The sequence below is a fragment of the Catenibacterium mitsuokai genome (assembly GCF_025148785.1).
Taxonomy (GTDB): Bacteria; Bacillota_I; Bacilli_A; order Erysipelotrichales; family Coprobacillaceae; genus Catenibacterium; species Catenibacterium mitsuoka.
On sequence record NZ_CP102271.1, the window covers coordinates 694,666 to 709,052 of the forward strand.

Annotated in this window: 14 protein-coding genes; 4 read left to right on the forward strand and 10 right to left on the reverse strand. The window is 35.4% G+C overall.

The features are described from left to right. Positions 1-7: 7 nt before the first annotated feature. Genes aguA through NQ499_RS03490 form a run of 5 tightly spaced genes read right to left on the reverse strand, consistent with a single transcriptional unit; the run spans position 8 to position 5,789 of the window. Positions 8-1,108, reverse strand: coding sequence for an agmatine deiminase (gene aguA, locus NQ499_RS03470; protein WP_006505664.1), 1,101 nt, complete (start codon positions 1,106-1,108; stop codon positions 8-10). Beyond that, positions 1,080-2,201 carry a carboxynorspermidine decarboxylase gene (gene nspC / locus NQ499_RS03475; protein WP_006505665.1) on the reverse strand — a complete coding sequence of 374 codons (1,122 nt, stop codon included), beginning with the start codon at positions 2,199-2,201 and terminating at the stop codon, positions 1,080-1,082. Before nspC ends, aguA begins: the two co-directional genes overlap by 29 nt. Positions 2,202-2,205: 4 nt before the next feature. Next, positions 2,206-3,465 (reverse strand): saccharopine dehydrogenase family protein, encoded by a 1,260-nt coding sequence (locus tag NQ499_RS03480; protein WP_006505666.1) that lies wholly within the window; start codon positions 3,463-3,465, stop codon positions 2,206-2,208. After that, positions 3,462-4,319: a polyamine aminopropyltransferase gene (gene speE, locus NQ499_RS03485; RefSeq protein WP_040389863.1), complete on the reverse strand. Its 858-nt coding sequence runs from the start codon at positions 4,317-4,319 to the stop codon at positions 3,462-3,464. Before speE ends, NQ499_RS03480 begins: the two co-directional genes overlap by 4 nt. Positions 4,320-4,334: 15 nt before the next feature. Then, positions 4,335-5,789: an aminotransferase class I/II-fold pyridoxal phosphate-dependent enzyme gene (locus tag NQ499_RS03490; protein ID WP_040389864.1), complete on the reverse strand. Its 1,455-nt coding sequence runs from the start codon at positions 5,787-5,789 to the stop codon at positions 4,335-4,337. Positions 5,790-6,357: 568 nt separating this feature from the next. Here NQ499_RS03490 and NQ499_RS03495 point away from each other — a divergent pair. The 4 genes from NQ499_RS03495 (at position 6,358) to NQ499_RS03510 (ending at position 9,774) form a co-directional block, all read left to right on the forward strand. Further along, complete coding sequence (locus NQ499_RS03495; protein WP_155812645.1) at positions 6,358-6,888, forward strand: GNAT family N-acetyltransferase; 531 nt, start codon at positions 6,358-6,360, stop codon at positions 6,886-6,888. Beyond that, positions 6,882-7,769: a MurR/RpiR family transcriptional regulator gene (locus tag NQ499_RS03500; RefSeq protein WP_006505670.1), complete on the forward strand. Its 888-nt coding sequence runs from the start codon at positions 6,882-6,884 to the stop codon at positions 7,767-7,769. Before NQ499_RS03495 ends, NQ499_RS03500 begins: the two co-directional genes overlap by 7 nt. Before the next feature lie 125 nt (positions 7,770-7,894). Continuing rightward, positions 7,895-9,295, forward strand: a complete 1,401-nt coding sequence (locus tag NQ499_RS03505; protein ID WP_006505672.1) for a 6-phospho-beta-glucosidase — start codon at positions 7,895-7,897, stop codon at positions 9,293-9,295. Between the two features lie 65 nt (positions 9,296-9,360). Beyond that, positions 9,361-9,774: a peptide deformylase gene (locus tag NQ499_RS03510; RefSeq protein ID WP_006505673.1), complete on the forward strand. Its 414-nt coding sequence runs from the start codon at positions 9,361-9,363 to the stop codon at positions 9,772-9,774. Positions 9,775-9,825: 51 nt separating this feature from the next. On the opposite strand, the gene NQ499_RS03515 is transcribed toward NQ499_RS03510, so the two are convergent. The 5 genes from NQ499_RS03515 to NQ499_RS03535 all read right to left on the reverse strand — a co-directional run bounded on the left by NQ499_RS03515 (position 9,826) and on the right by NQ499_RS03535 (position 14,366). Beyond that, a complete protein-coding gene (locus NQ499_RS03515) occupies positions 9,826-11,703 on the reverse strand; it encodes a heavy metal translocating P-type ATPase (RefSeq protein ID WP_006505674.1) in 1,878 nt (625 codons plus the stop codon). A gap of 15 nt (positions 11,704-11,718) precedes the next feature. Continuing rightward, positions 11,719-11,937, reverse strand: coding sequence for a cation transporter (locus NQ499_RS03520; protein ID WP_040389865.1), 219 nt, complete (start codon positions 11,935-11,937; stop codon positions 11,719-11,721). Between the two features lie 13 nt (positions 11,938-11,950). After that, entirely contained in the window at positions 11,951-12,298 is a 348-nt protein-coding gene (locus NQ499_RS03525; protein WP_006505676.1) for an ArsR/SmtB family transcription factor, read from the reverse strand. A gap of 109 nt (positions 12,299-12,407) precedes the next feature. After that, positions 12,408-13,754, reverse strand: a complete 1,347-nt coding sequence (locus NQ499_RS03530; RefSeq protein ID WP_006505677.1) for an FprA family A-type flavoprotein — start codon at positions 13,752-13,754, stop codon at positions 12,408-12,410. A gap of 15 nt (positions 13,755-13,769) precedes the next feature. Further along, positions 13,770-14,366 (reverse strand): flavin reductase, encoded by a 597-nt coding sequence (locus NQ499_RS03535; protein ID WP_006505678.1) that lies wholly within the window; start codon positions 14,364-14,366, stop codon positions 13,770-13,772. Between the last annotated feature and the right edge of the window lie 21 nt (positions 14,367-14,387).

The window sequence follows — 14,387 nt, forward strand, 5'->3', positions numbered from 1 at the left end:
AAACCTCCTACTTTGCAGGAATCTGCTGTGTAATACAATGGATATTCCCTCCACCAGTTAAAATAACACGTGCTTCAATAGGAATAATGTCACGTTCAGGAAAACACTCTTTTAATATTTCCACAGCTACACTGTCATGTTCATCCCCAAACTGTGGAACTAATACACAATGATTGCCAATATAGAAATTAATATAGCTTGCAGCTAAACGTTCTCCAACTTCTCTTGTATCTTCGCCCTCTTCAAACTCGTATCCCTTTAAATCTTCTTCAGTAATACATACAGGAATATGTGGAATAGGGAGTTTATGAATCTTTAACGGTCTTCCTTTTGCATCTTTTTGACTCGATAAGATTTCATAAGCCATATGACTTCTTACATATTGTGGATCCTCTTCATCATCAGTCCATGCAAGAAGCACTTCACCAGGCTTTACAAAACAACAGAAGTTATCTACATGTCCATTTGTTTCATCATTATAAATACCATAAGGAAGCCAGATGATCTTTTCTACATTCAAATATTGTTTCAGCTTCTCTTCAATCTCATCACGAGTCATTGTAGGATTACGTCCAGGACTTAATAAACATTCTTCAGTTGTAATTAGTGTTCCTTCACCGTCTACATGAATCGAGCCACCTTCTAAGACAAAAGGACGTGCTTCATACAAGTCATCTCCAAGATATTCACAGAGATGATTCGGAATAAGCTGATCATTTTCCCAATGGGAATATAAACCATCATAACTTCCACCCCAGGCATTAAATTCCCAGTTAATACCTCTTCTCTCACCTTTGTCATTAATCACAAAAGTAGGTCCAGTATCTCTTGCCCATGCATCATCACTACTTGTTTCTATAATGTGAATATGAGGATGATCAAGTCTTGTGATAGCTTCGTTCATATCTTCAGAACGTACAATCATATACACGTCTTCATATGCCCCAAGAATATGTGCAATCTCTACAAATACATCTCTTGCATACTTCGCATTATAATTCCAAGAGCCAGGACGCCATGGATAAATCATCAAACAGCCATCTTGCTTTTCAAATTCTCCAGGCATACGAAATCCATCACTAAGACAATCTGTTTTTAAAATCTTCATAACCAAACTCCTTTATGATGCGACACTCCCCATTTTGATCCATAACTGCAATAGAAGGGAGGGGAATCCCATTAAATGTATTTGTCTTGACCATGGAATAAATAGCCATATCCTCAAAATAAAGCTTATCTCCAATCTTTATTTCATGATCAAATGAATATTCGCCAATCACATCACCAGCTAGACATGTATTACAAGAAAGGCGATATGTATAGGCGAGTTCATTTGGTAATCCACTTTCTTTGAGTGGGGGACGATAAGGCATCTCTAATACATCGGGCATGTGACAGGCAGCAGAGGTATCAAGAATCAGAATCTTTCCATTATTCTCTACAATATCCAATACTTCAGTCACGTTATATCCCGCATTTAAGGCAACAGCTTCACCAGGCTCTAAATAAACCTGTAAATCATAAGTCTCCTGCATATGATTAATACATTGAATCAATCGTTCAACATCATAATCATCTCTTGTAATATGATGTCCTCCACCCATATTCAGCCATTTCATTTGTGGAAGCCATTTAGAGAACTTCTCTTCCACAGCCTTCAATGTAGTTTCTAAATCATCAGAATTCTGTTCACATAGCGTATGGAAATGAAGTCCATCCACCATTTCTGCAATCTCATCATCAAAATCACATGCACGAATTCCCATTCTAGAACCAGGTGCACATGGATCATAAATTGCATGTCCAACCTGCGTAGAACATTCTGGATTAATACGTATACCAATAGAGGTATCTTTCACAACTTCTGCATATCTTTTAAGCTGTGCTTTAGAGTTAAATACAATATGATCACATATTTCTGCAAGTTCTTCTATATCCTGGGAACGATAGGCAGGAGAATATACATGATTCTCCAAACCCATTTTTTCTTTCCCAAGTCTTGCTTCATAAAGACCACTTGCTGTTGTACCACTTATATATTTTCCTATAAGTGGATATTCTTCAAAGCATGAAAAACATTTCTGAGCCAGTAATATCTTTGCACCAGTACGTTCTTCTACTTCTTTTAGTATTTCTAAATTATGTATAAGCTTTGTTTCATCAATCACAAAACAAGGCGTAGGTAATTCATTGATCTTCATAGAACTAATCCACTAAAGTAGGATTTTCTACTACCTTCCAAGGAAGTCCCCATTTATTTAAAGCATCCATATATGGATCTGGATCAAATTCATCCGTTGTATAAACACCTGGCTTATTCCATAATCCCTGTAATACAAGCATAGTACCAATCATAGCAGGCACGCCTGTTGTATAAGATACTGCCTGAGAACCAACTTCCTTAAAACATTCCTGATGATCACATACATTGTAGATATAAATACTTCTTTCCCTACCATCCTTAATACCAGTAAAGATACAACCGATATTAGTCTTACCAACAGTACGAGGACCTAAAGTAGATGGATCAGGTAATAATTCCTTTAAGAACTGAATAGGAACAATCTGCTGTCCATTGAATTCAACAGGTGTTGTAGAAAGCATACCAACGTTCTCTAAACATTTCATATGTGTTAAATAGCTTTCCCCAAATGTCATAAAGAAACGAATTCTTTTTACTTCAGGCATATTCTTACCTAATGCTTCAATTTCTTCATGATGAAGAAGATACATATCCTTTTCTCCTACTTCATCAAAGTTATATTCTCTCTTAATTGACATAGCTGGAATTTCTACCCATTTTCCATCTTCCCAGTAAGAACCTGGTGCAGATACTTCTCTTAAGTTAACTTCAGGGTTGAAGTTAGTCGCAAATGGATAACCATGATCACCACCATTACAGTCTAGAATATCAATTGTATGAATTTCATCAAAATAATGTTTCTTTGCATAAGCGGCAAATACACTCGTCACACCTGGATCAAAACCAGTACCTAATAGACCAGTAATACCTGCTTCCTTAAAACGGTCCATATAAGCCCACTGCCAAGAGTAATCAAAATAAGCAGAGAATCCCAATTCTTCACATCTCTTTTCATAAATAGCACGCCACTTAGGATCATTTGTATCTTCAGCTTCATAGTTTGCTGTATCGATATATGGTACCTTACAAGCCAAACATGCATCCATAATAGTTAGATCCTGATAAGGTAACGCAAGATTTAATACAGCATCTGGCTGATACTCTTTAATAAGTGCAATCACTTCATCAGTATTATCTGCATCTACCTGTGCAGTTGTAATTTTTGTGCTAGTCTTGTCCTTTAATTCTTCAGCAAGCTTTTCACATTTACTCACTGTTCTACTCGCAATCATAATTTCTTCAAATACAACACTGTTCTGACAACATTTGTGGATGGCAACTGAAGCAACTCCTCCACAACCAATAATTAAAACTCTACTCATCTTTCTTCCTCCTGTTCTAATAAATCTTCTACATACTTAGGTAACATAAATGCTCCTGTATGAAGATTAGTAGTGTAATATTCTGTATGTATCTTTCTTTTTTTCCACTCAAGTGGTTTAAAATCTGTAAGTGGATGATATTTCTTTGATGCAAAACCAAATAGCCAATATCCTGATGGACTTGTAGGAATATGTGCCTGATATACTCTACTTATTGGGAATGTATGGAATACTTTTTTATGCATCGTTCTGCAGGCTTCTTCATCTTCATCATAGAAGGGACTTCCATGCTGGTAAACCAGTATGCCGTTTTCTTTAAGTGCCTTAAAGCAGTTTCCATAAAATTCTCTTGTAAATAACCCTTCACTTGCACCAAAAGGGTCAGTCGCATCATTAATAATCAGGTCATACATATCCTTCTTGGAGCGTAAGAACCTTAATGCATCTGAATTATAAATATGAACTCTATCATCATCTAATCCAGCTGCTGTTTGTGGAAAATATTCCTTACATACATCCACAAACATGTCATCCTGTTCCACTATATCAATACGTTCAATATTGTCATACTGTAACAACTCCATTGAAACACCACCATCGCCACCACCGACAATCAGGACGTTTCTCACATCAGGATGAACGGACATAGGTACATGAACAACCATTTCATTGTAGATAAAACAATCTTGTTCCGAAAATATAACACTCCCATTAAGTGTTAGGAACTTTCCAAACTCTGGTGACTGAAATACATCAATTCTCTGATAATCACTCTCACCTGAGAATAACTGTTTTTCAACACGGATATCGAACTTCACATGAGGTGAGTGAAGTTCTGAAAACCAAAATTCCATCTTCATTTATCTCCCTTACATTTTTAATACATTTAATGTTTCTAATGTAGGATCTTCCATCCCCTGCATTGAACATCCTTTTTCCACTGAATACTGGATATAATCAATAATCTCATCAGTAATCTCTTCTCCTGGAGAAAGGATAGGAATTCCTGGTGGATAAGCCATGACAAACTCACCTGATATACATCCTGCTGCATCACGGATTGGCACATTGACCTTATCGGCATAGAATGCAACCTGTGGTGAAACAGCAACATGAGGGAGAAGCATCTGGCTATCTACCTCAAAGCGTTTTTCTTCCTTTGAATACAGACGACTAATTTCAGCTAAAGCGCCTACAAGTCTTTCAATATCCTGAATTCTATCTCCAATAGAGATATAAGCCATAATGTTACCAATATCTCCAAACTCTATCTGGATATCATACTCATCTCTTAAGATGTCATACACCTCAATCCCATCTAGACCAATATCTCTTGTATAGACACAAAGCTTTGTGACATCAAAATCATATACCGTACTTCCATTAATCAGCTCTTTACCATAGGCATAATAACCACCGATTGAATTGATTTCATCTCTTGCATACTGTGCCCATTCACTTACCTTTGCGAATGATTGTCTTCCACGTAAGGCAAGATTTCTTCTAGACAAGTCAAGACTTGTCATTAAAAGATAGGACGCACTTGTAGTCTGAGTGATATTGATGATTGATTGTACATGTTCTGCATTCATGCCGTTACTTGTAAGAAGAATAGAACTCTGCGTTAATGATCCTCCTGACTTATGCATGGATATCGCAGCCATATCAGCCCCAGCTTTCATAGCATTCATAGGAAGATTATCACCAAAATAAAGATGTGTACCATGCGCTTCATCGGCAAGAACCTTTAATCCGTAACGATGCGTTACATCACAGATACCCTTTATATCTGAACATATGCCATAGTAGGTAGGATTATTGACTAATACTGCAACAGCCTTAGGATGTGCCTGTATTGCTTTTTCTACCTGTTCAACAGTCACTCCAAGTACGATTCCTAGTTTCGCATTGATCTCAGTATTGAGATAAACAGGAGTTACACCACATAAGATGAGTGCATTAATTACACTCTTATGCACATTTCTAGGTACAATAATTTCATCACCTGCTTTACATACAGATAAAACCATATTCTGTACTGCCTGTGTTGTGCCTCCCACCATAAAAAATGCATGTTCAGCACCAAATGCTTCGGCAGTTAATTCTTGTGCCTCTTTAATCACTGAAACAGGATGACAGAGGTTATCAAGTGGTTTCATTGAATTCACATCAATCCCTACGCATCGTTCTCCTAGTAAATCCACAAGTTCAGGATTTCCTCTTCCTCTCTTATGTCCAGGAACATCAAAAGGTACGATTCTTTTCTTTCTAAATGTCTCAATCGCTTCATAAAGCGGTGCACTCGCTTGTCTCTTTAAGTCCATAATCTCCCTTTCCTCATCATGTCTAAACATAAAAAAAGACAGATGATTATTCATCATCTGTCAAACGTGTAAAAAATGTGATACATGGTACTTTTTTTCTATGCGAAATCAGCAGAGAATGCCTACTTCCTATGCATAAATATAATGTCACGTACTATATTGACCGTTCTATAAGATGATGTGCTTATTTCTAAGCGACGATTGTAAAGTAATCAACTCATAAAATTTGCGCTTTTAACGCAATCAATAATGTGGCTCCTAACCACCTTCGGCAACTGCCCCTGCCTGTCCGTAGGTTTTTAATCAGAGGCATATATTTTGCATAAGAACTGATTCGTTCGCTTGCAGTACTAACTATAAAACATACTTTGTTTGAATGTCAATATAAAAATTTAATCTTAACGTAATCTTTAACTAGAATTCATTTTTGAAAATCAGTAATTAATTAAAGAAAAATACTGATTATCAGACACAAAATCGCTTTCACAAAAACTCTTAAATAGACTGTTTTAGACTTTATAATTTTTTGAAAATATTATAGAATTGATAAATAATAAGGAGGAAAATGATGATTACTATTAGAATCGCAACAGTAGAGGATGCAGAGTCTATCCAAAAGATTTATGCACCCTATGTCCTTAATACAACTATCACATTTGAATTAGAACCACCTACAGTCAAAGAAATGGCAGATCGTATCCGTCATACACTAGAAAAATATCCATATCTAGTCGCAGTAGAAGAGGGAGAAGTTATAGGATACGCCTATGCAGGGACATTGTATGATCGTCGTGCCTATGATCATTCTGCAGAATTATCTATTTATATCGATGATAGAAAGCGTCATAAAGGAATAGGCCATCTTCTTTATAATGCTTTGATTGACTATCTTATAAGAATGAATATTACGAATCTTTATGGATGCATCACTTATCCAAATGATGCAAGTATCGCTTTTCATGAAAAATATGGTTTTAAAGAAGCCGCTCATTTCCATGAATGTGGCTATAAGTTTGATCAGTGGCTAGATGTAGTTTATCTAGAAAAGAGATTAGACAAAACGACTGAGCCATTCATACCTTTTAAAGAACTATGTTAATAAGAGAATCATTAGAAAAATGTCCAATGAATCCTAATGAAAAAAGATTAGGACAGTACTTGATAAGTCAGGGCATACAACTAGAAAATGCGACAGTAAGAACAGTCGCAAAGGAAGTATTTTTAGCCCCATCGTCAGTTGTACGTTTTGTACAGAAATTAGGATTTGAAGGATTTAATGACTTCAAGAAACAGTATTTAGAAGAAATACGATACTTATCCACACACTTTCAGGAAATAGATAGTAATAGACCATTCTCCCAAAATGATAAGAATATAGTGATTGCGAATAAAATAGGATTACTTTATGATGAAACGTTGCAGGATACGATTTCTTTACTCAATCATGATACACTTCAGGAAGCCATCAATCGTATTGAAAAGAAGGAACATATTGCGATTGTCGTATCAGGTGCACAGAAGGGAATTGCGTATACCTTTAAAGAAAAGATGATGAAAATTGGTAAGAAGGTAGATATTTTTGATAGCACGGATGAAGCTTTTTATGAAGCATGTTATTGTAGCAGCAATACGTTATTTATTCTCATTAGCTATTCTGGTGAAACATCAAAATGCCTCTTTATCTGTCATAAATTAGTTGAAAGAAAGTTATCCTTTATCACTATTACAACTTATGGGACTAACTCTCTTTCTAGTCAGTCAGACTGCTGTTTATATGTATCTACAAGAGAAAAATTAATTGATAATTTAGGTACATTCTCTTTTAATCTTTCTTTACTTTATCTACTTGATGTTCTTTATGCAGGTTATTTTAATACCAACTATAATGAACATTTAGAAAATAAAACAGTGACTTCTATGGAATGTGAAAACATATTTACAGACCGTGGTAGAAAAACAGATAACCCAATCATCAAATAGAACAGTGTTCCCTAAAAAACTTAGAAATAAGGAACAAAAAGAGAACACTGTTGTTTTCGCTTACATTTTAATGTTTTCTTTATTTCTTTTACGTATAATGGTGTTGTCGAAGGAGGAACGCAAGAATGAATAAAGAAGGCGTAAAAATCGTTACTATTGGTGGAGGCAGCAGCTATACACCAGAATTAATGGAAGGGTTCATCAAGAGATATGATGAATTACCAATCAGAGAAATCTGGCTATGTGATATCGAAGATGGTAAAGAAAAACTTGAAATCGTAGGAAAAATGGCACAGAGAATGTGGGATGCATCTCCTTATGATGTAAAAGTACATCTTACATTAGATCGTAGAGAAGCATTACCAGGAGCTGACTTCGTTACTACACAGTTCAGAGTAGGTTTATTAAATGCACGTATCAAGGATGAAAGAATTCCATTTTCTTATGGAATGTTAGGACAGGAAACAAATGGTGCGGGAGGTATGTTTAAGGCATTACGTACTATTCCAGTTATCTTAAGCATCGTAGAAGATATGAAGGAATTATGTCCTGATGCATGGTTAATCAACTTCACTAACCCAAGTGGAATGGTGACTGAATCAGTTATGAAATATGGTAAGTGGGATAAGGTTATTGGTTTATGTAACGTACCAGTAGGTGCTATGATGGATGAACCAAAAACAATTGGAAAAACATTGGATCAGTTAACTTACAAGTTTGCAGGTTTAAACCATTTCCATTGGCATAAAGTATATGATGAACATGGTCATGAAGTGACTAAAGACATCATCAATGCAATGTATGAAGGTAAAGATATGGGTATTCCAGCTAATATTCATGATATCCCATTCTTTAAAGAACAGTTATTACGTATGAATATGATTCCTTGTGGATATCATAGATATTACTATCGTGAAGAAGAAATGTTAGCACACGGTTTAAAGGAATACAATGATCCAAATGTTGGAACAAGAGGTCAGCAGGTACAGCAGACTGAACATGAATTATTTGAATTATATAAGGATCCTAACCTAGATCATAAGCCAGAACAGCTTGCAAAACGTGGTGGTGCACATTACAGTGATGCAGCTTGTGAAACAATTGCATCTATTTATGCAAATAAGTTAAGTCATATCGTTGTAACTACTAAGAATAATGGTGCAGTACCTGATCTTCCAGTTGATTGTGCCGTAGAAGTATCTTCTTATATTGGAAGTACTGGTGCACGTCCAATCGCTTTTGGCCCATTAGAACCAGCAGAAAGAGGATGGGTACAGTGCATGAAGAACATGGAATTATGTGTTGAAGAAGCTGCTGTAACAGGTGATTATGGAACTTTATTACAGGCTTTCATAATCAACCCACAGATTGTAGCTGGTACTAAAGCGAAACGTATTATGGATGAATTATTAATCGCCCATAAGAAATACCTTCCTCAGTTTGCAGATACTATTGCAAGACTTGAAGAAGAAGGCGTAACTATCAAAGATGATGTTGCAAGAGAATTAACTGAAAAAGGATTATAATATGCTTAACAGGCTCTTATGAGCCTGTTTTCTTATGTTATAATGGATTTCAGGAGGATGTGGAAATGATTAAAGAAATAGTAAAGGATAATTTCTTCTTATCTCAGGTGGCAGAAAAAGCGACGAAAGAAGATTTATATATAGGAACTGATTTAAAGGATACACTTCAAGCACATCTTCATGAATGTGTTGGTATGGCCGGGAATATGATTGGCTATAATAAAGCAGTTATTATCTTTTTGGAAGATGAAAAGATGCATGTGATGTATAATCCTGAAATCATTAAAACAAGTGGTAACTATCATGAATGTGAAGAGGGATGTTTATCTCATGTAGGACAAAAGTCAGTTAAACGTTATGAAACAATCAAGGTTTCTTACTTTGATGAATCATTTAAGAAGAAGATTAAAACTTATACTGGTTTTACAGCACAGATCATTCAGCATGAATGTGATCATCTGAAAGGTATACTCATCTAGCTTGGCTAGATGTTTTTTTATACAATTAAAAAGGCATCCCTGAGGATACCTTTAATTATGAATTGTGAGAGCACGTGTTGCGTTCATGACTGCAAGAATCATAACACCTACATCTGCAAAGATAGCAAGCCACATATTCGCAATACCAAGTGCTCCTAATACTAAACAGATGAACTTAACAGCTAACGCAAAGACGATATTCTGTTTTACAATTTTTAATGTCTTAGTAGAAATCTTCGTTGCAAGGGAAATCTTTAATGGATCATCATCCATCAAAACAACATCTGCTGCTTCAATGGCAGCATCACTACCTAGACCACCCATCGCAATACCAATATCAGCACGAGAGAGTACTGGTGCATCATTGATACCATCACCGACAAAGGCAAGTTTTTCTTTGTCTGATTTCTTAGCTAACAACTTTTCTACTTCTTCTACCTTATCTGCAGGAAGAAGTTCACTATGTACTGTATCAATGCCAATTGTATTGGCCACAAGATCTGCAGTAGAAGCACTATCACCTGTTAACATAACAGTTTCCTTTGCCCCTAATGATTTCAAACCACTAATAGCTTCTTTTGCATGATCCTTGATAATATCAGAAATCACAATACAACCTGCATATTTGTCATCAACTGCTACATATACAAGTGTACCATCCTTTGTATAAGCACTATAATCAATACTTTTTAATTTCATTAATTTCGCATTACCTGCAAGAATATGATGACCATTATAGTCTGCTTCTACACCATGTCCTGCAATTTCCTGAATATGATCTACAAGTGTATTATCGATTTTCTGATTATAAGCTTTCTTTAAGCTGACGCTGATAGGATGTGTTGAAGCACTTTCTGCATAAGCAGCATATTCAAGTAAGTGATCTTTATCAAAAACTTCGGCAGGTACAACATCAGTCACTTCAAATACACCCTTAGTCAATGTACCTGTCTTATCAAATACGAAGTACTTAACATCAGATAATGTTTCTAGGTAGTTAGAACCTTTTACAAGAATACCGTTCTTGCTGGCACATCCAATACCACCAAAGAAACTTAATGGAATAGAAATAACAAGAGCACAAGGACAGCTGATTACTAAGAATGTGAGGGCTCTAAAGATCCAGTCACCGACATGGGCAGGCTGTCCCATAATAGTTAAGACAATAGGGGGAATAATAGCCAAAGCGAGCGCACTATAACATACAACAGGTGTATAATACTTTGCAAACTTTGTAATAAAGTTTTCTGTCTTGGATTTCTTCATACTTGAGTTTTCTACAAGATCAAGAATCTTAGAAACTGTTGATTCGCCAAATTCTTTTGTTGTTTTAACAGTGATACGTGCTGTCATATTAATAGAACCACTATAGATTTCATCACCACAATGGGCATTACGAGGCACACTTTCACCTGTTAAGGCACTTGTATTGAGTGTTGTATCACCCTCTACAATAATTCCATCAATAGGAACCTTTTCACCAGGATTGACAATGATTTCACGACCAATTTCTACATCATCCGGATCCACTTCTTCAATCTCTCCATCCACCATAATATTGGCATAATCAGGACGAATATCCATTAAAGCGGCGATATTCTTACGACTCTTACCAACCGCAATACTCTGGAATAATTCACCAATCTGATAGAAAACCATAACGGCAGAACCTTCAAGATATTCACCAAGACACATAGCCCCGATTGTTGCGACAGCCATTAAGAAGTTTTCATCAAATACCTGACCATGACTGATATTTTTAATAGATTTTCTTAAAATATCATGTCCAATCACAAAGTAGGGGATTAAATAGAGGATAAACTCGACATAGCCTGGTACAGGGACAATTGTCTTAAATACAGTAATCACAATCAATAAGACAATCGCAATAATAATTCTATTTAAAACATTCTTTTGCTTCTTTGTCATTTCAATCACTCCTTATTAAAGGAAGATTTCGCAATCATCCTCAACAATTTTACAATTTTCTCTTGCTTTTTCCATAACTGCCTGAGGATCAACACCTTCCTCAAACTCAACCTTTAACTTTAAAGTCATAAAACTTAAAGTGGCATCCTTAACACCTTCAGTATTCTTTACTGCTTCTTCCATTTTATTTGCACAATTTGCGCAATCTACATCTACCTTATAAGTCTTTTTCATATTATTTTCTCCTTTACTCTTCAATATGATTCATACCAATAGATAAAATACTTCTTACATGATCATCATCTAATGAATAGAAGATAACCTTTCCTTCTCTTCTAAACTTTACTAGTTTCGCATCCTTTAATACTTTAAGCTGATGACTAATGGCTGGCTGAGAAAGCTGTAATATAGTAGCTAAATCACCTACACATAGTTCACCTTCAAATAAAGCATAGAGAATCTTGATTCTTGTAGAATCACCAAATGTCTTAAATAAATCGGCTAAATCATAAAGATATTCATCATCAGGCTGATTCTCTAAAACCTTTGAAACAACATCTTCATTCGCATTTAAGAATTCATTTCTCTTTTCCATGGCTCCTCCTCATATAAACGTTTTTACATATTTAATTATATGAATATATTAATATGTTGTCAATAGAAAAGTCGAAGAAACAAATGTTTCTTCGACTTGACTGTATGTATTATTCAGTTATTTCTTCAAAATCTGAAGCAGGATGTTTACATAGAGGACAAATAAAGTTTTCAGGAAGTTCTTCTCCGCTATATTCATAACCACAGATCTTACAGCGCCATTTACGCACAGGAGCTTCTTCCTTAACTTGATGTTCTTCATTCATATCTTCTACAATCACATCAGCAAGAGCTTCAATTTTTTCATAATCTGCATTTTTCATACGTGATTTAATAGTGAGCCCTTCACCGATATAATTCCAAGATAATGGTTCAAGAATAGCTTTCATAGTCTTCTTAGCACTTGGTGCCCATGTACCATTTTCAATTAAAACACATGTACGATTCTGTAAAAGATGTTCCTTGATTTCTACCAATAAGTTCTGCATAGGTGTGAATAAACCCGCATTATAAGATGCGCTTGCGAATACTAGATGAGAATATTTAAAACTTTCAGATAAGATATAAGATGGATCAGTCTTAGATACATCATATACTTTAATATTGTGAATACCTTTTTCACTTAACTTACTTGCAAGAATCTCCGCTGCATTGGCAGTACCGCCATAAATAGAACCATAAGCAATCATAACACCCTTTACTTCAGGTTTATAAGCAGCCCAAGAAGCAGTATGTTCTACCATTAAGTTAATATCTTCATCCCATATAGGTCCATGCAGTGGACAAAGCATTGAGATATCGAGAGTAGATGCTTTCTTTAAGGCATTAGTCACCTGTACACCATATTTACCAACAATATTTGTATAATAACGTCTTGCTTCATTCCAGAATGATTCATCTAGGTCCATTTCACTTGTAAATAGATTGCCATGAAGTGCACCAAAAGTACCAAATGCATCCGCACTAAATAAAATACCAGTTGTAGAATCATAAGTCATCATGACTTCAGGCCAATGTACCATTGGTGTAGTAACGAAGTTTAATACATGATGTCCAGTTTCTAAAGTATCGCCTTCCTTGACAACTATAGCACGGCTATCTACATCAAAATCAAAGAACTGCTTCATCATACGGAATGTCATAGTATTACCCACAATCTTTACATTAGGATAACGTATTACAATATCACAAAGTGTTGCACAATGATCAGGCTCCATATGATTGACGACTACATAATCAAGTGTTCTACCATCTAGTACATGTTCTAAATTTTCTATGAACTGATGAGCAATCGCTGCATCTGCAGTATCTAATAAGACAGTCTTATCATCTACTAATAAATAAGAATTATAACTTACACCATCAGGAACAGGATAAACATTTTCAAATAGTTCTAAACGTCTATCATTGCCTCCTACATAATAAAAATCATCACTTATTTGTCTTACATTAAACATTCCTTTTCCTCCTGCTTAAAGTGGCTCAAAATCAGATGCCGGATGTTTACAGATTGGGCAGATCAAATCCTCAGGTAATTCATCACCTTCATAGACCCATCCACAAATCTTACATACCCATCCTTTTTTCTTCTTTTCTGGTTTTGGTTTCACATTCTTGAAATAATAGTCATATGTCATAGAATCATGATCATTTAAGATAACAGCATCATCAAGTTCTACAATAAACATCGTATGTGTTAACTCATCCAATGTTTCTATAACATGACCTTTCATATATGCATTTGCATATTGTGTTAAGTAAGGTAATGAGTCTTTCAAATCATACATATCAAAACCATCAAACTTATTAATCTCTTTACCACTCTGGAAACCAAATCGTTTAAAGATATCAAAAGGGCATGTGATATCAAGCACAGATAAAGTCATATTCTTTGACTTCATCAATACATCATGAGTGTAATTCGCCTTATTCACAGTCACTGCAATACGATAAGGATTACTTGTGAGCTGTACAGCTGTATTAATAATACAGCCATTAGGCTTATTACCATCATTTACACCTAATACATACAAACCATAACTGAGTTTAAATAATGCATTCTTTTCCATGGTCACACCTCCTCTTGTTTA